Source organism: Streptococcus mitis, from assembly GCF_001074635.1.
Taxonomy (GTDB): domain Bacteria; phylum Bacillota; class Bacilli; order Lactobacillales; family Streptococcaceae; genus Streptococcus; species Streptococcus mitis_E.
In genome coordinates, this window is sequence record NZ_JUQO01000016.1 from 13,630 (window position 1) to 40,055 (window position 26,426).

General features: G+C 41.5%; 23 protein-coding genes and 1 riboswitch. Of the genes, 6 read left to right on the plus strand and 17 right to left on the minus strand.

Going from position 1 to position 26,426, the window contains the following annotated elements; genetic code table 11:
- Positions 1 to 112 precede the first annotated feature (112 nt).
- The gene (locus tag ADI58_RS00590; protein WP_049521065.1) at positions 113 to 1,312 is read right to left on the minus strand and encodes an ABC transporter permease; all 1,200 of its coding nucleotides are present in this window, start codon (positions 1,310 to 1,312) and stop codon (positions 113 to 115) included.
- Positions 1,309 to 2,202 carry an ABC transporter ATP-binding protein gene (locus tag ADI58_RS00595; RefSeq protein ID WP_049521066.1) on the minus strand — a complete coding sequence of 298 codons (894 nt, stop codon included), beginning with the start codon at positions 2,200 to 2,202 and terminating at the stop codon, positions 1,309 to 1,311. The genes ADI58_RS00590 and ADI58_RS00595 overlap by 4 nt, the downstream gene beginning before the upstream one ends.
- 116 nt (positions 2,203 to 2,318) lie before the next feature.
- On the opposite strand from ADI58_RS00595, the gene ADI58_RS11605 reads away from it, so the two are divergent.
- A complete protein-coding gene (locus tag ADI58_RS11605) occupies positions 2,319 to 2,441 on the plus strand; it encodes a hypothetical protein (RefSeq protein ID WP_004242147.1) in 123 nt (40 codons plus the stop codon).
- Here the strand turns inward: ADI58_RS11605 and pheT are convergent.
- From pheT to ADI58_RS00660, 12 genes are all read right to left on the minus strand, one after another.
- Complete coding sequence (gene pheT / locus ADI58_RS00600) at positions 2,438 to 4,843, minus strand: phenylalanine--tRNA ligase subunit beta (RefSeq protein WP_049521067.1); 2,406 nt, start codon at positions 4,841 to 4,843, stop codon at positions 2,438 to 2,440. The two genes, ADI58_RS11605 and pheT, sit on opposite strands and share 4 nt — an antisense overlap.
- A gap of 76 nt (positions 4,844 to 4,919) precedes the next feature.
- Positions 4,920 to 5,429 carry a GNAT family N-acetyltransferase gene (locus ADI58_RS00605; RefSeq protein WP_049521068.1) on the minus strand — a complete coding sequence of 170 codons (510 nt, stop codon included), beginning with the start codon at positions 5,427 to 5,429 and terminating at the stop codon, positions 4,920 to 4,922.
- Positions 5,429 to 6,475, minus strand: coding sequence for a phenylalanine--tRNA ligase subunit alpha (gene pheS / locus ADI58_RS00610; protein WP_033678364.1), 1,047 nt, complete (start codon positions 6,473 to 6,475; stop codon positions 5,429 to 5,431). Before pheS ends, ADI58_RS00605 begins: the two co-directional genes overlap by 1 nt.
- Positions 6,476 to 6,746: 271 nt before the next feature.
- The gene (locus ADI58_RS00620) at positions 6,747 to 7,226 is read right to left on the minus strand and encodes a GNAT family N-acetyltransferase (RefSeq protein WP_049521069.1); all 480 of its coding nucleotides are present in this window, start codon (positions 7,224 to 7,226) and stop codon (positions 6,747 to 6,749) included.
- Positions 7,201 to 7,620 carry a chromosome partitioning protein ParB gene (locus tag ADI58_RS00625; protein WP_049521070.1) on the minus strand — a complete coding sequence of 140 codons (420 nt, stop codon included), beginning with the start codon at positions 7,618 to 7,620 and terminating at the stop codon, positions 7,201 to 7,203. The genes ADI58_RS00620 and ADI58_RS00625 overlap by 26 nt, the downstream gene beginning before the upstream one ends.
- A gap of 27 nt (positions 7,621 to 7,647) precedes the next feature.
- Positions 7,648 to 8,298 carry a phosphatase PAP2 family protein gene (locus ADI58_RS00630; protein ID WP_049521071.1) on the minus strand — a complete coding sequence of 217 codons (651 nt, stop codon included), beginning with the start codon at positions 8,296 to 8,298 and terminating at the stop codon, positions 7,648 to 7,650.
- A complete protein-coding gene (locus ADI58_RS00635) occupies positions 8,288 to 8,851 on the minus strand; it encodes an ECF transporter S component (RefSeq protein WP_049521072.1) in 564 nt (187 codons plus the stop codon). The genes ADI58_RS00630 and ADI58_RS00635 overlap by 11 nt, the downstream gene beginning before the upstream one ends.
- Positions 8,852 to 9,015: 164 nt before the next feature.
- Positions 9,016 to 9,251: riboswitch (FMN riboswitch) on the minus strand.
- A gap of 53 nt (positions 9,252 to 9,304) precedes the next feature.
- A complete protein-coding gene (locus ADI58_RS00640) occupies positions 9,305 to 9,808 on the minus strand; it encodes a tRNA (cytidine(34)-2'-O)-methyltransferase (RefSeq protein WP_000181382.1) in 504 nt (167 codons plus the stop codon).
- 192 nt (positions 9,809 to 10,000) lie between these two features.
- Positions 10,001 to 10,831: an energy-coupling factor transporter transmembrane component T family protein gene (locus tag ADI58_RS00645; RefSeq protein WP_049521073.1), complete on the minus strand. Its 831-nt coding sequence runs from the start codon at positions 10,829 to 10,831 to the stop codon at positions 10,001 to 10,003.
- Positions 10,816 to 12,498: an ABC transporter ATP-binding protein gene (locus ADI58_RS00650; protein WP_049521074.1), complete on the minus strand. Its 1,683-nt coding sequence runs from the start codon at positions 12,496 to 12,498 to the stop codon at positions 10,816 to 10,818. Before ADI58_RS00650 ends, ADI58_RS00645 begins: the two co-directional genes overlap by 16 nt.
- Before the next feature lie 167 nt (positions 12,499 to 12,665).
- Positions 12,666 to 13,214, minus strand: a complete 549-nt coding sequence (locus ADI58_RS00655) for an ECF-type riboflavin transporter substrate-binding protein (protein WP_000403160.1) — start codon at positions 13,212 to 13,214, stop codon at positions 12,666 to 12,668.
- Between the two features lie 18 nt (positions 13,215 to 13,232).
- The gene (locus ADI58_RS00660) at positions 13,233 to 14,081 is read right to left on the minus strand and encodes an SAM hydrolase/SAM-dependent halogenase family protein (RefSeq protein WP_049497222.1); all 849 of its coding nucleotides are present in this window, start codon (positions 14,079 to 14,081) and stop codon (positions 13,233 to 13,235) included.
- A gap of 188 nt (positions 14,082 to 14,269) precedes the next feature.
- On the opposite strand from ADI58_RS00660, the gene trkA reads away from it, so the two are divergent.
- Entirely contained in the window at positions 14,270 to 15,619 is a 1,350-nt protein-coding gene (gene trkA / locus ADI58_RS00665) for a Trk system potassium transporter TrkA (protein ID WP_049521075.1), read from the plus strand.
- A 3-nt stretch (positions 15,620 to 15,622) separates the two neighbouring features.
- Positions 15,623 to 17,062: a TrkH family potassium uptake protein gene (locus tag ADI58_RS00670; protein ID WP_049521076.1), complete on the plus strand. Its 1,440-nt coding sequence runs from the start codon at positions 15,623 to 15,625 to the stop codon at positions 17,060 to 17,062.
- Positions 17,063 to 17,335: 273 nt separating this feature from the next.
- On the opposite strand, the gene pflB is transcribed toward ADI58_RS00670, so the two are convergent.
- Entirely contained in the window at positions 17,336 to 19,660 is a 2,325-nt protein-coding gene (gene pflB, locus ADI58_RS00675; protein ID WP_000260630.1) for a formate C-acetyltransferase, read from the minus strand.
- Positions 19,661 to 19,897: 237 nt separating this feature from the next.
- On the opposite strand from pflB, the gene dinB reads away from it, so the two are divergent.
- On the plus strand, positions 19,898 to 20,959 hold the full coding sequence (gene dinB, locus ADI58_RS00680; RefSeq protein ID WP_049521077.1) for a DNA polymerase IV: 1,062 nt from the start codon (positions 19,898 to 19,900) through the stop codon (positions 20,957 to 20,959).
- 32 nt (positions 20,960 to 20,991) lie between these two features.
- Here the strand turns inward: dinB and ADI58_RS00685 are convergent, their stop codons facing one another.
- Positions 20,992 to 21,837 carry an undecaprenyl-diphosphate phosphatase gene (locus tag ADI58_RS00685; RefSeq protein ID WP_049521078.1) on the minus strand — a complete coding sequence of 282 codons (846 nt, stop codon included), beginning with the start codon at positions 21,835 to 21,837 and terminating at the stop codon, positions 20,992 to 20,994.
- Positions 21,838 to 21,897: 60 nt separating this feature from the next.
- Positions 21,898 to 23,787, minus strand: coding sequence for a DUF2207 family protein (locus ADI58_RS00690; protein ID WP_049521079.1), 1,890 nt, complete (start codon positions 23,785 to 23,787; stop codon positions 21,898 to 21,900).
- Positions 23,788 to 23,925: 138 nt separating this feature from the next.
- Between ADI58_RS00690 and ADI58_RS00695 the strand changes: the two genes are divergently transcribed.
- Both ADI58_RS00695 and ADI58_RS00700 read left to right on the plus strand, forming a co-directional pair.
- Positions 23,926 to 25,491: an ABC transporter substrate-binding protein/permease gene (locus ADI58_RS00695; protein WP_049521080.1), complete on the plus strand. Its 1,566-nt coding sequence runs from the start codon at positions 23,926 to 23,928 to the stop codon at positions 25,489 to 25,491.
- Positions 25,491 to 26,231, plus strand: a complete 741-nt coding sequence (locus ADI58_RS00700) for an amino acid ABC transporter ATP-binding protein (protein WP_000189477.1) — start codon at positions 25,491 to 25,493, stop codon at positions 26,229 to 26,231. The genes ADI58_RS00695 and ADI58_RS00700 overlap by 1 nt, the downstream gene beginning before the upstream one ends.
- Positions 26,232 to 26,426 lie beyond the last annotated feature (195 nt).

Here is a 26,426-nt window from a genome sequence, read left to right on the forward strand (position 1 = left end):
TACCGCCTACTATAATACCAAATTTCACCCCTAAAAGTCAATAGATATGAAAAATATTTTTCTAAATTCCACTCTTTTTATCTCTAAAAAACCTCGCTTTCGCGAGGCTCTTCTATTTATAAGATAAGGCACGTCTAAAGGTTTTCCAGATTCCTAAATCATCCGTTTGAAGAACGAGACTAGCATACATGCGTCCGATAAATCCTGTTGCTACCACTGCAAAAATCACTGTAATAGCAAGTGAAATCCATGCTTCTACTCCCCCTGCATAGCCATTAATGGTTCTAAATGGCATAAAGAAGGTCGAAATAAAGGGAATATAAGAACCAATCTTCAAGATGAGATTGTCACCAGCTGCACCTAGAGCTGTCACTCCAAAAAAACCACCCATAATCAAAATCATCAAAGGCGACAGGGCTTTCCCTGAGTCCTCAGGACGAGAAACCATAGATCCTAGGAAGGCTGCTAAAACAACGTACATAAAGAGGCTAACCAAGACAAACAATAAGGTGTTGAGCGAGAAAGCCTCTCCTATATGGTTTAAAATACCAGATTGTGCCAAGATTGGTAGGTCTTTAAAGAGAAGAATGGCAGCAAGTCCACCCACGACGTAAATGCCAATATGGGTCAAAATCACAAGAAGCAGAGCCAGCATGCGAGCGTAGAAATAATGACTAGCTCGGATACTAGAGAAGACCACCTCCATAATTTTGGTTCCTTTCTCGCTAGCCACTTCCTGAGCAGTGACACTAGCATAGGTAATCAAAATCATATAAAGGAAGAGACCAAGCCCTGCGGCCGCAAAGGTTTGAATCATTTTTTTATTTTCCTTGGCTTCATCAATCTTTTCTGTGAATTGAACTGTCTGCGCTAAGCGTTTTTCCTGCTCTTGAGACAAGGAGGCCGTTGAACGATTAAGCTGATTTTGTAGTTCATTGAGTGTACCTGTAACCTCAAATTTAATTCCATTTTCAAGCGATGTTTCGCCATGATAAACTGCCTTTAGAACACTATCTTCTTGATCAATAGTCAGATAGCCTTTTAATTTTTCATCTTTAATCGCTTCTTTGGCACTTGCTTCGTCTTTATAGTCAAAGTTAACACCATTTACATTCTTCAGTCCTTCTGCTACAGACGGCACTGTTGTCACTACTGCCACTTTATCATTTTTAGCCATTGAAGAGCCTTGGAGATAGCCAATTCCTCCAGAGAGACCGATAAACAAGAATGGTGAAATCACCATAAAGAAGAAACTCCACGATTTGACATGTCGAAGATAGGTTTCCTTCATTACAACCCACATATTTCTCATACTTCCACCCCTGATTCTAGTTTAAAGATTTCATCGATTGTTGGCGCTTGCTGGTCAAAGGTTGCGATATATTGCCCCTGAGTCAAGATTGGGAAGAGTTCCCTTCCAGCGCTCTCATCCTCCAAGATCAATTTCCAACTGCCTTGTTTGGTCAAGCTCACCTGTTTGACATGAGGAAGATTTTCCAATTCTTCCTTGCTTCGTTCACTTGAAACAAAGAGACGCGTTTTCCCGTATTGATTGCGGACATCCTGAACTGGTCCATGCAAGACCACACGGCCATCTCGAATCATCAGAATATCGTCACAAAGCTCCTCGACGTTGGTCATGACATGGTCAGAAAAGATAATGGTTGCTCCACGCCCTTTTTCCTGAAAAATGACTTGTTTGAGCAATTCTGTATTGACTGGGTCCAATCCACTGAAAGGCTCATCCAGGATAATCAAGTCTGGCTCATGAATCAGAGTAATAATGAGCTGAATCTTCTGCTGATTTCCTTTTGACAGACTCTTAATTTTATCTGTCAGCTTTCCTTTCACTTCCAACTTCTTCATCCATTGAGGGAGTTTTTCCTTGACCTCCTTGGCATCCATACCTTTTAGAGTCGCCAAGTAGCGAACTTGTTCAAGAACTGTCAATTTAGGCATGAGACTGCGTTCTTCAGGCAGATAGCCAATCCGAGCATAGGTCTCCTGACGAATATCCTGACTATCCAGACTAATTTCTCCTTGATATTCTAAAAACTTCAAAATACTGTGGAAAATCGTTGTCTTCCCAGCACCATTTTTCCCGACTAGTCCCAAAATACGACCTGGTCGCGCTTGAAAGTCAATACCAAACAAAACTTGCTTGGGTCCAAAACTTTTCTCTAGACTTCTTACTTCTAGCATCTTTCACCTCCGAAATGTCTTGCACTCATTATACTCCTTTTTGATAGCCTTTACAATGATTTTTGTCCATTTTTATCATCCTCATTTTAGTAAAAAATCTTAGGGTACTTTGAGTTATGAGTACATTATACACTGGTAAACTCCAATTTATCTTCTCTGTTCCTCAACTGTCTATTTTTGATCCTGAATTGTTATTTGAAAAGCAAAAATCCACCCTGGAGGATGGATTGATGAGTTAACGCACTTCTGCATTCACTTTTTCTTCGAGCGATGCTTGGATTTTTTCCATGTAGCGTGCGACTTCCTCATCCGTTAAGCTGTCTTCTGGATTTTGGAAAGTCAAGCTATAAGCCATTGACTTCATACCAAGTCCTAATTTCTCACCTGAGAAAACGTCAAAGAGTTTGATATCTGTCAAACGTTTCACGCCGGCAGCTTGGATAGCATCTACAACTTCTTGATGAGTCACTTCTGCCTTAAGGAGAAGGGCAACATCACGGCTAACTGCTGGGAATTTGGTGATTTCCACAAATGGAGTAGCAGGTTGAAGGGCAGCCTCGATGGCTGAAAGGTTAAGCTCAGCTACATACGTTTCTGGAATATCGTAAGCCTTAGCAGTGACTGGATGCACTTGGCCAAGGAAACCAAGAACTTGATCACCAAGTGAAATCATAGCTGTACGTCCTGGGTGGAGGCTAGCGATTTCAGATGTTGCCGTATAGGTTACTTGGAGGCCCAAACGAGCAAAGAGGGCCTCAAGGATTCCCTTAGCATAGAAGAAATCAACTGGAACTGCTGCTGTTTGGAAATCTTTTTCAGCAACCAATCCTGTCAAGGCAAAGGCAAAGCTGTTGATCTCATTTGGAAGTTCTTCTTTTGGATTTCCTGTTTGTTCAAAGACTTTTCCAATCTCATAAAGGGCCAAGTTTTTATTCTTACGAGCTACGTTATAAGCCACCGTATCAAGGATACCTGAGATCATATTTTGACGGAGGACAGAACGGTCCACTGTCATTGGCCACATGAGTTCAGTAAGATTAGTTGGTTGAGCCGTAAACTCAACTGCTTTTTCAGGAGTTGTTAGAGCATAGGTGATGATTTCTGTCAAACCTGCTCCTTCAGCAATAGTACGAACTTGACGGCGGAGTTTTTGTGTCGCAGTCAATTCACCAGCTGTCCCATCGTCTTTTGGAAGGCTGGTTGGCAAGCGGTCATAACCATAGATACGAGCGATTTCTTCAAAGAGGTCTGCTTCAATAGTGATATCCCAACGACGACGTGGGACGCTGACTGTAAAGCTATCTGCATTTCCAGAAAGGCCAAATCCAAGACGACGGAAGACGTCTTCTACATCAGCATAAGAAAGCTCAGTTCCGAGGACACGGTTAACATCAGCAAGAGTTGAAGAAACTTCCACATCAGAGGTATCAAGCTCACCCGCTGAAACGATACCTTTACGCACAGTCGCACCTGCAAGTTCTGCAATCATGCTGGCTGCCGCATCAAGGGCTTCGTTAACAGTTGCCACATTGATACCTTTTTCAAAGCGAGAAGATGACTCAGAACGAAGGTTGAGACGTCCGCTAGTCTTGCGGATTGATTTTCCGTTGAAGACTGCAGCTTCAAGGACGACACGACTAGATTTTTCAGAGATTTCTGTTGCTTGACCACCCATGACACCTGCAAGAGCTACTGGCTTGTCTGCGACAGTGATAACTAAGTCATTTGTTTCCAAGTCACGTTCTTCACCATCCAAGGTCACCAATTTTTCACCAGCACGCGCTTCACGCACACGGATGTCAGTCCCTTCAAAGGTATCCAAGTCAAAAGCATGCATAGGTTGACCAAAGTAGAGCAGGATGTAGTTGGTCACGTCCACTACGTTGTTAATAGGACGGATACCTTCATTCATAAGAAGGTTTTGCAACCATTGTGGACTTGGTGCGATAGTCACATTGTCCAAGATACGAGCTGCATAGTAAGGCGCCTTGTCTGTCTCAATGCCCACAGAAAGAGCATCTGCTGCAGCTTGGTCAGTTTCTGAAAGAGTAAATTCTTTAAAGTTGACTGCCTTATCATAGATGGCTGCCACTTCGTGAGCCACCCCACGCATAGAAAGGGCATCCGCACGGTTGGGTGTGATAGACAGTTCGATGATTTCATCATCCAAGTCTAGGTATGAGAAGACTTCATCCCCTGGAACGGCATTTTCTGGCAAGATTTGGATGCCATCTGCGAATTCCTTAGGCACAACTGAGTCAGAAATTCCCAATTCACCAAGGGAACAGATCATTCCAAGTGACTCAAGACCGCGGATTTTCCCTTTTTTGATCTTGTAATTGTCAGCGATGCGAGCTCCTGGAAGAGCCACCATAACCTTGATACCAGCACGCACATTTGGGGCACCACAAACGATTTGACGGGCTTCTTCTTCGCCAACGTTAACCTGACAAACATGGAGGTGAGTTTCTGGCACGTCTTCGCAAGACAATACCTCACCGACGACAATTTTTGAGAGACCAGCAGCAGGTGATTCGACACCTTCTACCTCGATCCCTGTAGTTGACATTTTTTCAGCCAACTCTTGTGATGGCACATCAATGTCCACCAATTCTTTTAACCATTTATAAGATACAAGCATAATTTAGTTCTCCAGAATGACAGTTGCCACTCTAGTTCTTTTCCTTTCCTATCATTTCAATAGAAGAATCATCTTCTTACCTTAATTTCTTTCTCAGTAACCAATCCGTATCTACTTTTTGACCAACCATAAAATGATGTTGGCTAAATTTTTCAAAACCATATCGATTATAAAACGCTTGAGCTTTTGTATTATGCTCCCAAACACCTAGCCAAGCCCAAGAAAAACTATTTTTTGTAGCAAGTTCAAGAGCGAATTCAAACAGTTGCTTACCGAATCCAAATCCTTGGAATTTTTGTAGCACATAAAGGCGTTGAATTTCAAAAGCGTCCTCTAATTCTCTCTCAGTCTGAGCACTTCCCCAGTTGACTTTAAGAAAACCAGCTATCTCCTCATCATGCATAATGAAATAGGTTTCGGATTCTGGATTTTCCAACTCAGTTGACAAAACTCTCAGACTATAAGCCTCTTCAAAGTATTCCTGTAACTGCTCTTCCGTATTATCATGCGCAAATGTTTCACGAAAGGTTTGTTTGGCAATTTTGGACAACACCTCAACATCTGCCATTTCTACTTTTCTAATCATTATTTAAACTGTTCTGAGAAGCGGACATCTCCTTGGTAGAATCCACGGATATCGTTGATTCCGTAACGGAGCATAGCTACACGTTCTTGTCCAAGACCAAAGGCAAATCCAGAGTAAACAGTCGCATCGATACCACTCATTTCAAGGACACGTGGGTGAACCATACCGGCCCCCATAATTTCGATCCAACCTGTTTTCTTACATACGTTACAGCCTTCTCCACCACACTTGAAGCAAGAAACATCCACCTCAACAGATGGCTCTGTGAATGGGAAGTAAGATGGGCGCAGACGGATCTGACGCTCTTCACCGAACATTTTTTGCACAATCAACTGAAGGGTTCCTTGAAGGTCTGCCATAGAGATATTTTTCCCAACAACCAAGCCTTCAATTTGGTGGAACTGGTGACTGTGGGTCGCATCGTCCGTGTCACGACGGAAGACACGCCCTGGTGAGATCATTTTCAAAGGACCTTTAGAGAAATCATGGGCATCCATAGCACGCGCTTGAACTGGAGAAGTGTGAGTACGGAGTAAGATCTCTTCTGTGATATAGAAAGTATCCTGCATATCACGGGCTGGGTGGTCTTTGGGAAGGTTCATACGCTCAAAGTTATAGTAGTCTTGCTCCACTTCAAAACCATCCACGACTTGGTAACCCATCCCAATGAAAATATCTTCGATTTCTTCACTGGTTTGTGTCAAAACGTGACGGTGACCAGTCGCAACTGGGCGGCCTGGAAGCGTCACATCTATACTCTCGCTAGTTAATTGTGCAGCAACTTTCTTTTCTTCCAAGAGTTTAGCTGTTTCTTCAAAAGCAGCTGTCAAGACATCACGAGCTTCATTGACGTGTTTCCCAATGATTGGACGCATCTCAGCAGAAACATCTTTCATCCCTTTGAGGATTTCAGTAAGCGAACCCTTTTTACCAAGGACAGAGACACGCAAATCTTGCATCTCTTTTTCATTTTCAGCAGTAATCTGCTTCAAGCTAGCCAGCGTTTCTTCTCGAAGCGCTTTTAATTGTTCTTCAATAGTTGACATAATTCCTCCATCAGTCGCTTATCAGATAAAAAGAAAACCACATGCCAAAAACTCCACTCGGAGCGTTGACACGCGGTACCATCCGTTTTCATCTGACAAGTCAGACCTTCATTTCTAAATCCATGCGCAAGTGAATTCACCCAGCTTTCATATAGAGAGCTTGCAGTCACGGCTCTCCTCCCTGATATACTTCCCTTGAGTTACTAGTCTTGCAGATTTCTATTCAATTACTACATAGTTTATCAGATTTTTAGTTAAAAAACAAGTTAGATTAGACTAATTTCAGTATAAAACTCGTTCCTTTTTCTGTTGCTCCATTTTCCACAAATCCAAGCGACTCGAAACATCGCCTAGACGCATGATTGTAAGTGTAGATTTCCTTAACTCTCAATTCTTTCCATCCTTTTACTCGAGCCAATTCAATCAAAGCACTTAGAATCTTTTTCCCAAGTCCTCGATGTTGGTAAGCAGGATTTCCAATCACAATGGGAAGATTATCCTGAGATAGTGTAACATCCCCAATTGGAAACCATTCTCCCTTCTCCTTGACTTCAATCCAAAAAAGCTCACCGTGCTGATCCAAATAGGAATACATGGCTTCCAAAGTTTCTTGACTGTAAGGAAGCTTTACCCCATCTACGAGGTAAACCAAGTTCACATCCTGATACCAAGCAAAAGCTTCCTCACAATGATTGACCTTACAATAAGGAACGAGACGTAGTGCATTATCTATTTGTAAAATCTGTTTCATCAGCTTTCCTTTTCAATAAGAGAGTTGTTGCTTGATTAAAACCATCACACCAGTTATACCATTTTGCTTCATACTCATCTTGAGCTAAGATATGATTTTTTAAATCCAGAACAGAGTAAATCTTTCTTTCCTCACAAGCTTGCGCATAGAGGTGATATAGTTCATCACCACCATCTCTATCCCACTCAGCAGAAATCGTATCCCAACCTGCCAATAAAGCCTGATAAGCCCTATGATGCCCATCTGTAATCAACAAGCAATTTCCAAATGCAAGAATACTAATTGGATCAACATTGTTTAGTTCTACCGACTGATAAAGCATCTGAATATCTTGCAACTTCTTTTCTGATAAGTATAGTTGAGTCGGATGAAGATCTGCTATATTGACTTTCATTTCTTTCTCCTCAAAGGAATTTGATACTCACTTCTGCTTACCTTTAAATCGCCATTGGAAGCGAAGTTTATCATAGAAGGGAAACTCGATAAACAGGACTCCCAAGCCTACACAGAGACTGGCAAGAACATCTGATGGGTAATGAACTCCCAGATAGACCCTTGATACCAGCACACTGACTAGGTAGAGGCCAAGAATAATTTGCACGATTTTTCTCCAGACTGGATCTTTAATCCGTTGACTAAGAATGACAATCAGAGATCCGACCATCAAGGTTACAGCCAGAGAATGCCCACTCGGGAAGGAAAATCCCTTCTCCTCAACTAGATGTAAGATAGCCGGCCGAGGGCGCTGATAGATGTTTTTAAAGGTCACAATTAAAAGACCTGCCAAAGCCAGATTTCCCAGCATGAAGAAACTTTCTATCTTCCATCGCTTACGATAAAAGACAAAAGCTGTAATGACAACCCAAGTGATAATCACTGGGATATCAATCAAGCGTGTGATGGCCCTGAAAAGAATAGTCAAGTAATCTGGCAAGTCTCCTCGAACGGCCGTCTGAATCGGTTGATCAAAATTTACCAACGTTTCAGGGTAAAATTTGACCATATAGCCAAGAATAACGAAAAGTAAAAGGGCAAAACTGCCCTTCATTAAAAATGTTTGTTTATCTCTCATAATGTTTTAAGGTTGGTTTCAAAAGAACATACAACAACCAGAATGAAACGGAAAAGATTACACCCTCAATCAAGTTAAAAGGCAACACCATAGTCATTAGGTAGTTGGAAAGTCCCAAAATTTTACCAATATCAAAGTTAGCAAACTTAGCGTACAAAGGAACAGCATAAACATAGTTGAGAACCAACATAGCCGCGGTTAAACCAATAGTCCCAGCTAGAGAGCCTAGTAGGAAACGAAGGGTTGTCCGTTCCTTTTTCCAAATCAAAGCAAATACGATGACAAAAACTCCCAAAGCTACGATATTCATCGGCAAACCAATGTAAGTATTCACTCCCTGGCTGTTAAGAAGCAGTTTCAAGAGTGAGCGAAGCAAGAGAATTCCTAGAGCAGCAGGCAAATCCATGACCACCAAGCCCACAAGGACTGGCAAGATACTAAATTCGATCTTGAGGAAGGACGCCGCTGGTAAAAGCGGAAAGTCAAAGTACATCAGCACAAATGAGATGGCTGATAAAATCGCAATGGTCGAAAGTCGACGTGTGTTTGTCATAACAGGTTCCTCCAATTTTCTATAAAATCAGAAGAAGTTAGAAAGGATTCCTCTATCTATTCTCACTTTTTATATCCCAAAAGTTCCCTCTCACTCTATTAAAGAAAATAAAAGCAAGCGGTTACAATCTAGCTATAAATCTATCAGAACAGACAAAGCTATTCTTTCGTCTTCTCCCATCCAGACTATACTGTCGGTTGTGGAATCTCACCACATCAGCTTGCGCTCGCGGACTTCTTTAAAGAGAGGGAAATAGAGATTTTTTCTTTTAGACTAGGCGACAAGCTGTAGGCATAACTTCTGGTTAGGCAAAGCTTGTCAACAAAGTATAAAAGGAAAAGATCATTTCCTAGTTAAAGTCACCGCCGGTCGGGAATCACACCCTGCCCTGAAGACTCTTTTATCATAACAAAAAACGCTTGCAAGCGCAAGCATTTTGTTCACTTTCATTTTTTATTTCAATTTATCCACTTCATAGGTATGAACGAGTTCAAGACCTGCAAAGTTCTGCTGGCGGAGAGCCTCATAGACAATCATGCAGACGGTATTAGACACATTGAGACTGCGGACATGTTCATCATTCATAGGAATACGGAGAGCCTTTTCAGGATGTTCTCGCATAAAGTCCTCAGGCAAGCCCTTGTCTTCACGTCCAAAGAGAAAATAATGGTCCTCGTCAGTCGATAAATCCACATCAGAATACACTTTCTCAGCAAATTTTGAGATCAGATAGAGTTTGCCCTTCATCTGAGACATGAAATCCTCCAAACTCTCGTAAAAATAAATCTCTAGCTTATCCCAATAATCCAATCCAGCTCGCTTCATCTTGCGGTCGTCAATAGGAAAGCCCATTGGCTTGATGATGTGGAGGGGAGAATTTGTCGCAGCGCAAGTACGCGCGATATTGCCTGTATTTTGTGGAATTTGAGGTTCAAATAATACAATGTGATTTGTCATGACTTGCTTCCTTTTACCATTGCAAAAAAATAGCCACACTGCCCGGAGTCAAGCTCAGCAAACAGCGTGGTTAAGGCATCGTTAACTTACCTCACAACAGGTTTGAAGTAAATCAGCGAAACTACTTTCTTAGTATAACACTTTCAGAATCATTGTCAATAGAAACGACTTGATTTTTTCAATTTTTTCAAGCTATTTCCAAGGGTTGTAAAATCGTCCCTGATTCTGCAAGATAAGTAGTAAACTAGCTACTAAAAACAAGGTTGCCAAGAGCAAGGTAATATAGTCTCCTTTTTTCAAGGCCTGATAACTATACCAAGTGCGTTTTTTCTCTTTCCCAAAGCGTCGAAGCTCCATGGCGGTCGCGATGGTATCAATCCGTTCTAACGAGCTAAAAATCAAGGGAGTAATAATGAGCAGATTGCCTTTGATTCGTTGCATAAGAGAAGCTTTCTTGGATAATTCCATCCCACGCGCTTCCTGAGACATCTTGATGGTAAAGAATTCTTCCTGCAAATCTGGAATATAGCGCAAGGTTAGACTGACAGAATAGGCAATCTTATAGGACACACCGATTTGATTTAAACTGGAAGCAAACTGACTAGGGTGGGTTGTCATCAAAAAGATAATAGCCAGAGGAATGGTGCAAAGATACTTAATAGCTAGATTTAACAGATAAAAGAGCTCTTGACTGGTCAGAGTGTAGGCACCGATTCCCTGCCAAATCACACTTCTCTCTCCGTAAAGTCCAACCCCATACTCGGGAGAAAAGAGATAGACCATTAAGACGTTTAAAACGGCAAATACCGTCGCAAAAACGGCCACAAAGGAAACATCTTTAAAATGGATTTCTGACAAATAGAGGAGAAAGACCGAAAAGATGGCAATCAGAACAAGCAGTCTGGTATCATAGCTAATCATGGCCGCCAATGACACGAGAATGAAAAAGAGGAGTTTACCAGCTCCTGACAAGCGATGAATCACAGTATCTCTATGCTGGTAACCAATTAATTTAGCTTGCATCCTTCTCTCCTTTCTTTGTAAAATGCCGTTAACGCAAGTGGATCCACGTCTAGTTTCTTGGCCAAGTTGAAGATTGAAGTTTCTTTTAGGTTGGCTTTTACTAACAGCTCAGGATTGCTCAAAAGACTAGCTGGATCGGTATCGGCAATCAATTCTCCATCAACCATGACAAGAGCACGATCAGAATAATCCAGCATCAATTGCATATCATGGGTAATCATGACAATGGTATGACCTTTTTGGTGCAGTTCTTCGAGAAATTCCATAATCTCAGTATAATTCTTCTGGTCTTGACCAGCTGTCGGTTCATCTAGGAGAATAATTTCAGCCCCTAAGACCAAAATTGAAGCAATGGTGACACGTTTTTTCTGACCAAATGAAAGGGCAGAAATGGGCCAATTACGGAATTCATAAAGACCACAGATTTTCAAGGTTTCATAGACTCTCGTTTCAATTTCCTGCTCGTCCACACCTCGCAAACGTAGTCCCAGAGCCACCTCATCAAAAATCATATTGGTTGAAATCATTTGATTGGGATTTTGCAGCACATAGCCTACTCGTTCCGCCCGCTCTGCAACAGAATCTCCTTTTATATCCTGCCCTTCCCACAGATAGCAACCTTCCGTCTGAATAAAGCTACTTAAGGCCTTGGCTAGGGTTGATTTCCCTGCTCCATTTTTTCCGACAATGGCAATCTTTTCGCCCTTTTTAATATCCAGATAAATGGATTTTAAAATCGGTCTATCATCATAAGAAAAAGACACGTCCTCTAGTCTAAAGAGTGACTGCAATTCTGGGGTTTCTTTTACCAGTTCCGTCCGCAACTGAACCTGGCCTTTTGAGATAGACAAGTTATCCAGATTTGCTAATTGTTCTTCCTTAGCTAAATCCACACCCAATTGACGGAGAGTCGTTAGATAAAGAGGTTCTCGAATTCCATTTTGGGTCAATAAATCAGTCACCAGTAACTGGTCAGGACTCCCATTAAAGAGGATACGACCATCGTTTATCAAGACAATCCGATCCACAGGGCGATGCAGAACATCCTCCAAACGGTGCTCGATAATAAGAGTCGTCGTCCCCTCCTCCTTATGAATCTGATCAATCAATTCGATAATATCCTGACCTGACTTGGGATCCAGATTGGCGAGTGGCTCATCAAACAAGAGAATCGGACTCTCATCAATCAAGACACCAGCCAAACTGACCCGCTGCTTTTGTCCACCTGACAAATCCTGAGGCCGCTGAGCTAGTAAAGGGAGAAGATCCAGCTTTTCAGCCCATTTATGAACACGATTTTTCATCTCATCTAGGGCTGTCACATCATTTTCCAGAGCAAAAGCCAAATCCTCTGCCACGGATAAACCGATAAACTGCCCATCTGTATCCTGCAAAACCGTGCTAACCAGATGAGATTTATCATAGATACTCATATCAAAGGCCGCTTTCCCCTTGATCAAAAATTCTCCAGACATCTGCCCCTTGTAAATATTGGGAATAATCCCATTCAAACACTGACCCAAGGTAGATTTACCTGACCCAGATGGGCCAACAATTAAGACTTTCTCTCCTTTATAAATAGTCAAGTCCACTCCTTGCAAGGTCGGCTCTTGTTGTGTTTCATACCGGAAAGAGAAATCCTTCCACTCAATTATAGCTTCTTTCATCTTACTCTCTTCATTCGCTTCTTAGACTTCTATTTTATCATAAATCTACCCCTTCTTGCAGACTCTTCTCTTAAAAACTTAGCGCCAACAAGATTCCTAGCCTAAATTGCTTACCCGACTAGCCTATAAACAGAAAAAAGACTGGTTGCCCAGCCTTCCCCATCATTTTAGTCCTTTTTCAAACTTCCTGCACGAGTTTGAGTTCCTGCATAGGCAAGCAAGAGAAGAGTTCCTGCAATAGCTACAGATACACCATTAGCAATTCCCGCAACAATCCCTTGGGCAAATACTTTTTCTGCAGCTTCTTGATAAATCACAACATCTCCAAGTGGTGCCAAGACACCCCAAACAAGAGCATTTGCAAGTAGTTGAATGAGGTTAAAAATAAGAATATCTTTCCAGTCAAAGACACCATTGATCACGCGAACGTACTTTCTAAATAGCCCCACAGCTAGACCAAAGAGCCCGCTAGCAATAATCCAAGTCCACCACAGACCGTAACCAGCAAGAGAGTCCTTGATTGCATGACCAATCAACCCGACAAGCAAACCGATAATCGGTCCAAAAATAATAGAAAGTAGCGCTTGTACCGCATACTGAAGCTGGATGCTTGTATTTGGAACAGGGGTCGGAATGTTGATCATCCCGATGACGACAAAGAGGGCAGCGCCAATTCCGACAGCAACAACTTGTTTAATTGTAAATTTGATTTCCATACTATTTATTCTCCTATTTTATCCTTCTATTTTCTTTATTTCAATGGTCCAAGATGAACCGACACCCACATTATAGGCCTTGGCAAAGGAACCTTGGTTGATAGCCAGACCTAAACGATAGAGAGAGTTGATGTAAAGGATGGGTTGCCCAATTCTCACATCTGCAAATGATTTGCCATAAACAACCTGATTTTGATAAACCAGCATATCAGCGTGATAGATAGTCACTTCAAAACGATCACCGAATGCTGGTTCCAGTTTGTAAAATTCTTCTCGCGTGATCGAGGTCCAAAGCGAGCCGAAACGTACATCCAGAATATCAATAGCTCCCTTCACCAGATGATCTTCAATGATGGTCTCTACGACTGGAAGTTCCACAATCTGATCCACACTGAGCTCTGGCCCCACTTCCTCAAAAGTAATGTGACCGCTGGCTAGTTTAGCACCAGTATAAGCATAAACATCACGACCGTGGAAGGTATAAGAATGCTCTGTGTTTTGACGCCTATTAGCTACCTCAGAAATTTCACGAATGGCTACAATACCAACGTGTTTCTTAATAAAAGAAAGCGTTCCATTATCTGGCGTGACAATGTATTGATTTTTTGCAGTCTTGGCAACTACACTCTTACGTTTCGAGCCGACACCTGGATCGACCACCGATACAAATGTCGTTCCCTCAGGCCAGTAATCCACCGTCTGAAAGAGACGGTAGCTCCCCTCAAAAATATTATAGGGCGTAATATCGTGCGTCAAATGATGGATTTTTAAGGTTGGAGATTCTTCTAAAGCCACTCCAATCATAGCCGATACCGCACCATCAACCAGACCAAAGTCTGATTGTAATACCAGTAAATTATTATTCATTTTATCTCCTTGTATATCCTTTATCATACCATATTTTCTAGAAAGGTGCTAATAGCTATTTCAATTGATTAGGGTATAGTTTTTCCTTATAGCAAATTTCCTACTAAAAGCTCTGGTTATTAGCTAGTAGGTGCATTTTTTCTTGAAAAAAGGTATGATAGTTACATCATGAAAAAGTAGGTTTTATTATGAAAATTATCCTTGTCGGAGGGGGAAAAGTTGGTTTTGCCCTCTGTCGCTCCTTGGTTGCAGAAAAGCATGATGTTTTGCTGATTGAGCAAGACGAAGCTGTCCTCAATCATATTGTCAATCGCTTTGATATCATGGGTATCCTTGGTAACGGGGCTGATTTTACCATCCTTGAGCAAGCCAGTGTCCAGGATTGTGATATCTTTATCGCCCTGACTGAGTACGATGAAGTGAACATGATTGCAGCCGTTCTAGCCAAAAAAATGGGAGCTAAAGAGACCATCGTTCGGGTGCGGAACCCTGAATATTCTAACTCTTATTTCAAGGAAAAGAATATTCTCGGTTTTTCTCTTATCGTTAACCCTGAGCTCTTGGCTGCCCGCGCTATTGCCAATATCATTGACTTCCCCAACGCCCTCTCTGTCGAACGTTTCTTTGGTGGACGGGTCAGCTTGATGGAATTCACTGTTAAATCCTCCAGTGGTCTTTGCCAAATGCCCATTTCTGATTTTCGAAAAAAATTTGGCAATGTCATTGTCTGTGCGATAGAGAGGGATCATCAAATTATCATTCCAAGCGGTGACATGACTGTACAGGATAAAGATAGAATCTTTGTTACTGGTAACCGTGTCGATATGATGCTCTTCCATAATTATTTCAAGTCTCGTGCCGTAAAGAGTCTCCTTATTGTTGGAGCTGGTAGAATTGCCTATTATCTACTAGGTATCCTCAAAGACAGTCGTATTGATACCAAGGTTATTGAAATCAATCCCGAAATCGCTAGCTTCTTTAGCGAGAAATTTCCAAATCTTCATATCGTTCAAGGAGATGGTACTGCAAAAGATATCCTGCTGGAAGAAAGTGCTCAAAACTATGATGCCGTTGCGACTCTAACAGGAGTCGATGAGGAAAATCTGATTACCTCTATGTTCCTTGACAGGGTAGGTGTACAAAAAAATATCACCAAGGTCAATCGTACCAGTCTCCTCGAGATTATCAATGCGCCTGATTTTTCAAGTATCATCACACCTAAAAGTATCGCTGTAGATACGATTATGCACTTTATTCGTGGTCGTGTTAATGCCCAGTATTCAGACCTTCAAGCCATGCACCATCTAGCCAATGGACAAATCGAAACCCTACAATTCCATATCAAGGAAGCTAATAAAATGACTGCCAAACCTCTTTCTCAACTAAAACTGAAAAAAGGGGTTCTTATTGCGGCCATCATTCGAAAGGGCAAGACTATTTTCCCAACTGGGGAGGATATGCTGGAAGTTGGAGACAAGCTCCTAGTAACAACTTTGTTGCCAAACATCACCAAGATTTATGACTTGATCGCGAGGTAAGAAATGAATAAAAGTATGATTCGTTACCTCCTTTCAAAGTTACTTTTGATTGAAGCTGTTCTTCTTTTGGTTCCTGTGTCTGTCGCTGTCTACTACCGTGAATCGAGCCAAGTCTTTACAGCTCTCTTTACAACAATTGGGATTCTCGTATTACTAGGCGGTTCAGGAATTTTACAAAAGCCAAAAAATCAACGGATTTATGCCAAGGAGGGAATCTTGATTGTTGCCCTCTGTTGGATCCTTTGGTCTTTCTTTGGTGGTCTCCCCTTTGTCTTTGCTAGACAAATTCCCAGCGTTATAGATGCCTTTTTTGAAATCAGTTCTGGCTTTACAACTACTGGAGCAACTATTCTGAACGACGTTTCGGTTCTCAGTCGTTCCCTCCTCTTCTGGCGCAGTTTTACCCACTTGATTGGAGGGATGGGAGTACTTGTTTTTGCACTTGCTATTATGGATAATGCCAAGAATAGCCACCTAGAGGTGATGAAAGCTGAGGTTCCTGGTCCTGTCTTTGGCAAGGTTGTATCCAAACTTAAAAATACTGCCCAGATTCTCTATCTCCTCTACCTTGCTCTCTTTTCCCTCTTTGTCATCATCTATTATCTAGCCGGCATGCCCCTTTTTGATAGTTTTGTCATCGCTATGGGGACAGCGGGTACCGGAGGATTTACCGTCTATAACGATGGAATTGCCCACTATGGTAGCTCACTGATTACCTATCTGGTTAGTATCGGAGTTTTGGTTTTTGGGGTAAATTTCAATCTCTACTACTACCTCATGCTCCGCCGCGTCAAGGCCTTCTTTGGAGATGAAGAACTCCGAGCTTACTTGGTCATTGTACTGCTTTCTACAGGCTTGATTAGCCTCAATACCCTCTACCTCTATCCAGGATTTTCAAAGAGTTTTGAAATGGCCTTCTTCCAAGTTTCCAATATCATTACGACGACTGGTTTTGGTTACGGAGATATTACCAACTGGCCCCTCTTCTCCCAGTTTATTCTTCTCTTCCTCATGGGAATTGGTGGTTCTGCTGGATCAACCGCAGGTGGACTCAAGGTTATTCGAGGCCTCATCCTTTCAAAAATTGCTAAAAATCAGATTTTATCAATCCTATCGCCCCACCGTGTTTTGACCCTCCATGTTAATAAGACGGTGATTGACAAAGATACTCAGCATAAGATTCTCAAATACTTTGTCATCTATTCTATGATTTTGCTAGCGCTTATCTTTATTGTCAGCCTAGATAGCAATGATTTCCTAGTCGTTACCAGTGCTGTCTTTAGCTGTTTCAATAATATCGGACCTATTCTAGGAACCACTTCTAGTTTCTCAATCTTTAGTCCTATCTCAAAAATTCTCCTCTCCTTTGCAATGATTGCAGGGCGCTTGGAGATTTATCCAATCTTACTTCTCTTTATGAAGAGAACTTGGTCTAAGAGATAAAATACAACCACACCTTGTGTCTTACAAAGTGTGGTTTTTTTATTTCTGATGATCTCTCGCCCCCAACTAACTCTCTTTTTAAACCAAGCGAGACACTTCAGATCCTGACTAATACTCAATGAAAATCAAAAAGCAAACTAGGAAGCTAGCCACAGGTTGCTCAACGCACCGCTTTGAGATTGCAGATAAAACTGACGTGCTTTGAAGAGATTTTACCCAAAAACCCTCAGTCGACTGACCGAGGGTTCCTTATTTCATTATTCAAGAACTTGATTAGCTCAATGCATCCAAGGCATCATCCATTGAAAGAACTTCGTGGAAGACACGTTGTGTCAATTCAGTTTTTTGTTCTGGAGTGAGGTATTTAGTGTTTACACAGTATCCAGAGATACGTACGATAACATCTTCACCTGACATGATCTTTTCGTAAACATCGTTCAAGTCCATAACGTTCAAGTTAACGTGTTGTCCACCGTTTTCGAAGTAACCATCAAGAATTGTTACCAAGTTATCAACTTGCTCGTCACGAGTCTTACCAAGAGCGCGAGGTGATACTTGTGTAGTCAATGAGATACCATCAGCTGCATAACTAAAGTCAAGGCTAGAAAGTGAGTTCAAGTTTTGCAACCATCCACCTTTAGCTTTATTAGATGGGTTAGCACCTGGTGAGAAGAATTCAAGTTTAGACAAGTTCACAGAACCATCTTCGTTGAGGTATACACCTTTGTGGACTGGTGAGTTACCAGTTTGTTTAGAGTAAGCAACGTTAGATGTGATAGTCAAAAGTGAAACTGTAGCTTCTGCGTCTTTGTAAAGTTTGTGGCTACGTAGACGAGTTGTGTAAGCTTCGATTAACCATTCTGCCAATTCGTTTGAACGTGGGTCATCTTCACCCCAACGTGGGTATTCACCGATTGTTTCGTAATCGTAGATATAACCATTTTCGTCACGGATTGGTTTAACTGTAGCGTATTTGATAGCTGCCAATGTATCAACAGTGTTAGCAAATCCACAGATACCGAATCCCATGTTAGCACGTTGTTTAGTTGGCAAGAAGGCCATTTGAACAGCTTCGTAGTTGTACTTATCAGTCATGTAGTGGATGATGTTCAAAGCATCTACGTAAGTGTCAGTCAACCAGTCAAGAGATTTTTCAAAGTTAGCTTTAACTGATTCAAATTCAAGAACTTCGTCACGGATTGGTTCGATGTCAAATACTTTGTAGTCTTTGTGAACATCGTCGTAACCACCGTTAAGTCCAGTAAGAAGGGCTTTCAATACGTTTACACGCGCACCGAAGTACTGGATGTTGTGGCGTTGTTCTTCATTTTCTGGGTCAAGTGGAGACACACAGCATGAGATACAGCTCATTTCACCATATCCGTCTTTAGCCATTGTTGTTACACCTTCGTATTGGATAGAAGAGTGTTTGTGGCTCATGTGCATACAGTAGCGACGGAAGTTGTATGGCAATTTATCAGTCCAAAGAACTGTCAAGTTTGGTTCTGGAGAGTTACCGATGTTGTCAAGAGTGTTCAAGAAACGGTAGTCCATCTTAGTAACACGGTGACGACCGTCGTTACCCATACCAGCCATAGAAGTTGTGATGAATGTTGGGTCACCTGAGTACAATTGATCATAAGCTTTTGTACGAGCAAATTTAACTGTACGAAGTTTCATAACGAAATCATCAACGAATTCTTGGATTTCTGATTCAGTAAATGTACCACGAGCAAGGTCACGTTCTGCAAAGATGTCCAATACGATTGGTACACGTCCTAGAGATGTAGCAGCACCGTTGATAACACGGCAGACAGACATGAAGGCGATGTTAACCCATTGGATCGCTTCTTTAACGTTCATCGCTGGTTTGCGAACATCAACTCCGTAAAGGTCACCCAAGCGAACAACTTGTTGCAATGCTTGGTATTGAAGGTTGATTTCTTCACGAAGACGGATTGTTTCTTCATCGATTTCTTCGATTGCATTCCAGTCGTTTACTTTTTCTTGCATCAAGTAGTCTGCACCGTAAAGAGCAAGACGTGCGTAAACACCGATGATACGTCCGCGTGAGTATGCATCTGGAAGACCAGTTACAGTGTGAGCGTGACGAGCGCGACGGATATTTGAAGTGTAAGCACGGAAGATACCGTCGTTAACTGTTGTTACGTATTTAGTAAAGATTTCGTGAACAGCTGGGTCTGGTTCGTATCCATTTTCCTTCAAAGTAGTTTCAGCCATACGGATACCACCTTTTGGCATGAAGTTCAATTTGAAGAGTTCATCATTTTGGATACCAAAGATAACTTCGTTTTCTTTATCGATAAATCCTGCTGGGATATCAGCGATAGATGTTGGACGAGTGTCCATTGGGAAACGAGTTTCTTCGTAGTGAGCCTTAGTTTCTTCTACAATTTTTTTGATGTGAAGTGAACGTTCTGTTGGTCCTGCAAGGAAGCTTTCGTCTCCATCATAAGGTGTGTAGTTAGCTTGTACGAAGCGTGATACACTTGCTTTTTCTTTCCAATCTACGCCTTTGAAGCCTTCCCAAGCTTTGTCAAAAATATCTTGTGCTTCAACAACTGTCTTAACAACCATGTTAATGTCCTCTTTTTTCTTTCTAGTAACAGTCATCTGTTACATTCATGATACAAGTATACCATACAGTAATCGTTTTCAACAAGTGGAAAATCCCTATTTTTACACTTTCTTTTCTAAAACAGTCTGCGTTTTATCCCAAACTGTATTATATTTTTGAAAAAATAAAGTCCTTTTTTCTTTTTTTCAGAAAAAAGGGTATAATAAAATAAAATAAGCAGTAAAAAGGTGCTAGTCATGTTGATTTTCCCCTTATTAAATGATTTGTCAAGAAAAATCATCCATATTGACATGGATGCCTTTTTTGCTGCGGTGGAAATCAGAGATAATCCTAAACTCAGAGGAAAACCTGTCATTATTGGAAGCGACCCTCGGCAAACAGGTGGACGGGGAGTCGTTTCTACCTGTAGCTATGAGGCACGAGCTTTTGGTGTCCATTCAGCCATGAGCTCTAAGGAAGCCTACGAACGTTGTCCCCAGGCCGTCTTCATCTCAGGGAATTATGAGAAATATAAGTCTGTGGGACTCCAAATTCGAACTATCTTTAAGCGCTATACAGATTTGATTGAGCCTATGAGTATTGACGAAGCTTATTTAGACGTGACAGAAAATAAACTCGGTATCAAGTCGGCCGTCAAAATCGCTCGCCTCATTCAAGAGGATATCTGGCAAGAACTTCATTTAACTGCTTCTGCCGGTGTTTCCTACAACAAATTCTTAGCTAAAATGGCTAGCGATTATCAAAAACCACATGGTTTGACAGTGATTCTACCTGACCAAGCTGAGGATTTTCTCAAACAAATGGATATTTCCAAGTTTCATGGAGTAGGAAAAAAGACGGTGGAACGACTTCATCAAATGGGTGTTTTTACTGGAGCTGATCTACTTGAAGTTCCTGAAGTGACCCTAATAGACCGTTTTGGAAGACTGGGCTATGACCTTTATCGAAAGGCTCGTGGTATCCACAATTCCCCAGTCAAATCCAATCGTATCCGTAAATCAATCGGGAAAGAGAAAACCTATGGAAAGATTCTCCGTGCCGAGGAAGACATCAAAAAAGAGCTGACTCTTCTATCAGAAAGAGTCGCTCTCAATCTACGTCAGCAAGAAAAAGCTGGAAAAATTGTCATTTTGAAAATCCGCTACGAGGACTTTTCAACTCTTACTAAACGAAAAAGTCTGGCTCAAAAAACACAGGATGCTAGTCAGATAAGCCAAATAGCCCTGCAACTCTATGAAGAATTAAGCGAGAAAGAAAGAGGTGTCCGCCTGTTGGGGATTACCGTGACTGGATTTTAAAACCTTGAAGAGCTACCCCTTCAAGGTTTTTCTTATACAAATAAACGGACAAAGCTATAAAGCAATAAAATACTACCAAGCACGATACGGTATTTACCGAAAAGGGTAAAGTCGTGTTTTTTCACATAGCTTGTCAAGAAACGAATAGCGATCATGCTGACTGCAAAAGCGACTCCCATCGCAACCAAGAGCAAAAACAATTGCCCAAAGCTCAAGAGCTGTCCTGCTTTCACAAATTTGAAAATCTTTAATGCACTAGCTCCAAACATAACAGGAATTCCAAGATAGAAGGTAAATTCTGTCACAACAGAACGACTAGTTCCATTCAACAAACCACCGACAATCGTTGCACCAGAACGGCTAGTTCCTGGTAAAAGGGCAAGAACTTGGAAGAGTCCGATATAGAAAGCTGTCGTATAAGGAAGTTTGTCCAACTCTGTTACACTTGGCTCTATTGCACGCGCTTTATTGCGCTTTTCCAAATAGATAAAGGCAATCCCATAGATAATCAACATGAGAGCAACAGAAACCATATTATGGAAGTGGGTATCAAACCAATCATCAAATTTAAAGACGGCAAGTAAAGGCAAAGTGGCAACCAAGACCTTCAACCACAGTCTCCAAGTCTTACGAACTTCCTGCTTGTCTTTACTTGGTTTAAAGGGATTTAGTTTATTAAAGTAAATCACCATAACTGCTAAAATAGCACCAAGCTGAATCACGACATTAAACATGGACATAAAGGCTTCACTCTGATTTTGGTATTGGATAAACTCCTCTGCTAAAATCAAGTGACCTGTACTGGAAATCGGCAACCATTCCGTAATTCCTTCAACAATACCGAAGAAGATAGATTTTAAAATTTCAATAAGATACATAGATTACTCCTTTTTCTATCTTCCATTATAGCATATTTTTTCAGCCAGTGATAGCTCTCTTTAAAAGGCGCCGATACTGCCGCCACCTCCGCCTCCAGAGAAGCCACCGCCAGAACTTCCACTTCCAGAAGATACAGAGTAGGTACTTGCTGTATTTGCGACATTTGCATAATGACTCATTTGCGCGCTTGAATGATAAAACATACTGTGCCAGCCATAAGCTACATAGAGGTTGATATCTGGATTTTCCACTTGGATCTGATGCACCTTCATCAAATGGCTGACCTTGTCCGCATAGCCAAATAAGGTCGCATAGACCAAGAGGCGATTCCAGACCACAATACTTTCCAGTTCAGCCTGATCCAATCGTGCAATCTCACGCAACATATTTTCAAAACTGGTCCAGAGATAGTAGACTTCTGCCCCTGCTTCATTTAGGACACCATCACGATTATCTAGACGAAGCTTCCAATAATAGAAAACAGCCAAAACCAAACCTAGAAAACCAAGTATTGGCAAGGGGATGTAAAGATAGCCATAAACATCCAAACTGTACAAGAACAAACCAAATCCGATAAATAGAGGTAGGATAGTAGAGAGTCCCATACCCACTTGCAAGGCCTTTTCCCCACCAGTTAAAGGACGATAGTAATCCGGAAGCCCCCAGAAGGTAACCCGATTTTTCACTCCTTCTTGCATCTGGTTCAATACTTCTTCAAAAGAAGATTTGAGCTGACGCCCCTTTGCTTGAATCCGTTTTTCATCAGAGGCTTTTGCTCTACGATAAAGACTATCAGATACCTTGTAATCCGCAAACAAATTGGAAAGAGTTTCTTCTTTTTTGCCTGAAAAAGCCAGATTTAGACAATCTTTCTCAAAACTGGACAAACCATCTTCTTTTACTAGCCTCAAACCAACTGCATCTCCTTCTGAAATGATAGAGACATTTCCACGGTCTATCACATCTAGCAAGGTAGCTTGAATAAGTTGGTCAAAGGTGAATTTTCCTGCTCCTTTGGTTAGAGGACTCACTTCCTCCAAAGAGGTCGAGTAGACAGCCTCTGATAAAACCATAGGTTCTAATTCCATTGGTGGTTCATAGAGACGATGATTTTTGGCATATTTGACTGAAGGAGTGGTCTTTCTTCTATAGATGAAATAGAAGCAAACGCTCAATAACAAGGAGATAGAAAGTATCGAAGGGAAGACCCAAGTAACGAGTTGTTTACTTTGCTCTTTTTCTTTAACAATCGAGTCTTCTATCTTATTAAACTCCTCTAAACGATTCCCTTTCAACCCCTGATCCCTAGCGCTAGCAAAATCAGTTCGAGGCCAGTAGGCATGCAATTCAACTCCACGCTTAGCCGGAAGATTGTCTAAACGGATAGTATAATCAAGGTTACTCTTTTCAACCGTTCCCTCTCTAAAGAGTTTCCCTGTATGGAAAAAGAGTTTTTCTGCCCCCATGTCTCCCCTTACATGAAATTCAAACTTGCCAATAGACCCTGAACTGTCTGTTAAAGGTTGCCAATTTAATTCAGCGATATCATCATAAAGGAAAAGCAAATTTTTTAAGTTCCAAACGAGGTCAACTTCAACTGTGTCGCCTTCTTGACCTGGATTGTAGACTTTGACAGTATAACCATCTGCTCCTTCTATCACTTCGCTCGTAACATCTGCTAGTTCAGCACCATTTTTCGCAGCCTGAACCTTTGGATGAGGATCAATGTCAAATCCACTAGGCATCTTGCCAGCACGACCAAGCCCCACAATTTGACCCTTAAAGTCCTCCTCAAACTGGTAAACTATCTTCTGTCTAAATTCTGCCGTATTGTCTGCATGAATATACAAATCCCCTTGGTAGGAATTTATCTTGAAATCAATGGCAAAAACAGAGAGTGGCAGAAGGCAAAACAAGCCTAACACCAGTAAGAAAAAAGTTTTTTTCATCAACTAAGCCCCCTTTTTATCTTTGCTATCATTATATCATTTTTTCTCAAGTAAGGGCTTACCTATATTGAAAAATAGAGTTTTTTTCGATAAAATAGGAGACAGTTATTTTTTAATAGATTAGAAATAGGAGAAATCATGAGAAAAATATACTTATCTATTTTCACAAGTCTTTTGCTGATGCTAGGACTTGTCAATGTTGCCCAAGCCGATGAATATTTACGCATCGGGATGGAAGCAGCATATGCTCCCTTTAACTGGACTCAGGATGATGATAGCAATGGAGCTGTCAAAATCGATGGGACTAACCAGTATGCTAACGGATACGATGTTCAAATCGCCAAGAAAATCGCTAAAGACTTAGGTAAAGAACCTTTGGTTGTTAAAACAAAGTGGGAAGGTCTAGTTCCTGCCCTTACTTCTGGTAAGATTGACATGATTATCGCAGGTATGAGTCCTACTGCCGAGCGTAAACAAGAAATTGCCTTTTCAAGCAGTTACTACACTAGCGAACCAGTTTTGCTTGTCAAAAAAGATTCTACTTATGCAAACGCAAAATCTTTGGATGACTTTAACGGTGCGAAAATCACTTCTCAACAAGGTGTCTACCTCTACGACTTGATTGCACAAATCCCGGGTGCTAAAAAAGAAACTGCCATGGGAGACTTCGCTCAAATGCGCCAAGCTCTTGAGGCTGGTGTCATTGATGCTTATGTTTCTGAACGCCCAGAAGCTCTGACTGCTGAAGCTGCTAACTCTAAGTTCAAGATGGTTCAGGTAGAACCAGGTTTCAAAACTGGGGAAGAAGATACAGCTATCGCCATTGGACTTCGTAAAGATGACAACCGTATTAGCCAAATCAATGCCAGCATTGAAACCATTTCGAAAGATGACCAAGTTGCCTTGATGGATCGTATGATCAAGGAACAGCCTGCCGAAGCTACAACAACTGAAGAGACTAGCAGTAGTTTCTTTAGCCAAGTCGCTAAAATTCTTTCTGAAAACTGGCAACAACTCTTGCGTGGTGCTGGTATCACTCTTTTAATCTCTATAGTCGGAACCATCATAGGTCTCATTATCGGCCTTGCCATTGGTGTTTTCCGTACTGCTCCTCTCTCTGAAAATAAAGCCATTTATGGCCTACAAAAACTAGTTGGCTGGATTCTCAATATCTATATTGAAATTTTCCGTGGTACCCCAATGATCGTTCAATCAATGGTTATCTACTATGGAACTGCCCAAGCTTTCGGTATCAACCTTGACCGCACACTAGCTGCTATCTTCATCGTTTCAATCAATACCGGTGCCTACATGACTGAAATCGTCCGTGGTGGTATCCTAGCAGTTGACAAGGGACAATTTGAAGCCGCGACTGCTCTTGGTATGACTCATAACCAAACCATGCGTAAGATTGTCCTACCTCAGGTTGTCCGCAATATCCTACCAGCAACTGGTAATGAATTTGTCATCAATATCAAAGATACATCTGTATTGAACGTTATCTCTGTTGTCGAACTTTATTTCTCAGGAAATACCGTAGCAACGCAAACCTATCAATACTTCCAGACATTTACAATCATCGCCGTGATTTACTTTGTCCTCACCTTCACCGTAACACGTATCCTACGCTTCATCGAGCGCCGAATGGACATGGATACCTATACTACAGGTGCTAACCAAATGCAAACGGAGGATTTGAAATAATGACACAAGCAATCCTTGAAATTAAACACCTCAAAAAATCCTATGGACAAAACGAAGTGTTAAAAGACATTTCTCTCACTGTCCACAAGGGAGAAGTTATCTCTATCATCGGAAGCTCTGGAAGCGGAAAATCAACCTTCCTACGCTCTATTAACCTACTTGAAACACCAACTGATGGACAAATCCTTTACCATGGACAAAACGTCCTCGAAAAAGGCTATGACCTCACGCAATACCGTGAAAAGTTGGGGATGGTTTTCCAATCCTTTAACCTCTTTGAAAATCTTAACGTACTTGAAAACACAATTGTCGCTCAGACGACTGTCCTTAAACGCGAACGTACAGAAGCTGAAAAGATTGCCAAAGAAAACTTGGAAAAGGTCGGCATGGGAGAACGCTACTGGCAAGCCAAACCAAAACAACTCTCAGGTGGTCAAAAACAACGTGTGGCCATCGCTCGTGCCCTTTCAATGAATCCTGACGCCATTCTCTTTGATGAACCAACATCAGCTCTCGATCCAGAAATGGTTGGAGAGGTCCTCAAAATCATGCAAGATCTGGCTCAGGAAGGCTTGACTATGATTGTTGTAACCCACGAAATGGAATTCGCCCGTGATGTCTCTCACCGTGTTATCTTCATGGATAAGGGTGTAATCGCTGAAGAAGGCAAACCAGAAGACCTCTTCACTAATCCTAAAGAAGACCGTACAAAAGAATTCCTTCAACGCTATCTCAAATAAAAAGAAAAGACTGCATCAATCGTGCAGTCTTTTTGCTGTCCTCATACTCTTCGAAAATCTCTTCAAACCACGTCAGCTTCGCCTTGCCGTAGGTATATGTTACTGACTTTGTCAGTCTTATTTACAACCTCAAAGCAGTGCTTTGAGCAGCCTACGGCTAGCTTCCTAGTTTGCTCTTTGATTTTCATTGAGTAT

Bases quoted from the DNA above. Each gene is read 5' to 3' on its own strand.
- ADI58_RS00690 (WP_049521079.1), bottom strand. From the start codon at position 23,787: ATGAAAAAAACTTTTTTCTTACTGGTGTTAGGCTTGTTTTGCCTTCTG.
- ADI58_RS00620 (WP_049521069.1), bottom strand. From the start codon at position 7,226: ATGAAACAGATTTTACAAATAGATAATGCACTACGTCTCGTTCCTTAT.
- ADI58_RS00590 (WP_049521065.1), bottom strand. From the start codon at position 1,312: ATGAGAAATATGTGGGTTGTAATGAAGGAAACCTATCTTCGACATGTC.
- ADI58_RS00645 (WP_049521073.1), bottom strand. From the start codon at position 10,831: ATGCAAGCTAAATTAATTGGTTACCAGCATAGAGATACTGTGATTCAT.
- ADI58_RS00685 (WP_049521078.1), bottom strand. From the start codon at position 21,837: ATGTATCTTATTGAAATTTTAAAATCTATCTTCTTCGGTATTGTTGAA.
- dinB (WP_049521077.1), top strand. From the start codon at position 19,898: ATGTTGATTTTCCCCTTATTAAATGATTTGTCAAGAAAAATCATCCAT.
- ADI58_RS00625 (WP_049521070.1), bottom strand. From the start codon at position 7,620: ATGAAAGTCAATATAGCAGATCTTCATCCGACTCAACTATACTTATCA.
- pheS (WP_033678364.1), bottom strand. From the start codon at position 6,475: ATGTCAACTATTGAAGAACAATTAAAAGCGCTTCGAGAAGAAACGCTG.
- ADI58_RS00700 (WP_000189477.1), top strand. From the start codon at position 25,491: ATGACACAAGCAATCCTTGAAATTAAACACCTCAAAAAATCCTATGGA.
- ADI58_RS00650 (WP_049521074.1), bottom strand. From the start codon at position 12,498: ATGAAAGAAGCTATAATTGAGTGGAAGGATTTCTCTTTCCGGTATGAA.
- ADI58_RS00655 (WP_000403160.1), bottom strand. From the start codon at position 13,214: ATGGAAATCAAATTTACAATTAAACAAGTTGTTGCTGTCGGAATTGGC.
- ADI58_RS00695 (WP_049521080.1), top strand. From the start codon at position 23,926: ATGAGAAAAATATACTTATCTATTTTCACAAGTCTTTTGCTGATGCTA.
- pflB (WP_000260630.1), bottom strand. From the start codon at position 19,660: ATGGTTGTTAAGACAGTTGTTGAAGCACAAGATATTTTTGACAAAGCT.
- ADI58_RS00670 (WP_049521076.1), top strand. From the start codon at position 15,623: ATGAATAAAAGTATGATTCGTTACCTCCTTTCAAAGTTACTTTTGATT.
- pheT (WP_049521067.1), bottom strand. From the start codon at position 4,843: ATGCTTGTATCTTATAAATGGTTAAAAGAATTGGTGGACATTGATGTG.
- ADI58_RS00595 (WP_049521066.1), bottom strand. From the start codon at position 2,202: ATGCTAGAAGTAAGAAGTCTAGAGAAAAGTTTTGGACCCAAGCAAGTT.
- ADI58_RS00630 (WP_049521071.1), bottom strand. From the start codon at position 8,298: ATGAGAGATAAACAAACATTTTTAATGAAGGGCAGTTTTGCCCTTTTA.
- ADI58_RS00640 (WP_000181382.1), bottom strand. From the start codon at position 9,808: ATGACAAATCACATTGTATTATTTGAACCTCAAATTCCACAAAATACA.
- ADI58_RS00635 (WP_049521072.1), bottom strand. From the start codon at position 8,851: ATGACAAACACACGTCGACTTTCGACCATTGCGATTTTATCAGCCATC.
- ADI58_RS00605 (WP_049521068.1), bottom strand. From the start codon at position 5,429: ATGATTAGAAAAGTAGAAATGGCAGATGTTGAGGTGTTGTCCAAAATT.
- ADI58_RS11605 (WP_004242147.1), top strand. From the start codon at position 2,319: ATGAGTACATTATACACTGGTAAACTCCAATTTATCTTCTCTGTTCCT.
- trkA (WP_049521075.1), top strand. From the start codon at position 14,270: ATGAAAATTATCCTTGTCGGAGGGGGAAAAGTTGGTTTTGCCCTCTGT.
- ADI58_RS00660 (WP_049497222.1), bottom strand. From the start codon at position 14,081: ATGAATAATAATTTACTGGTATTACAATCAGACTTTGGTCTGGTTGAT.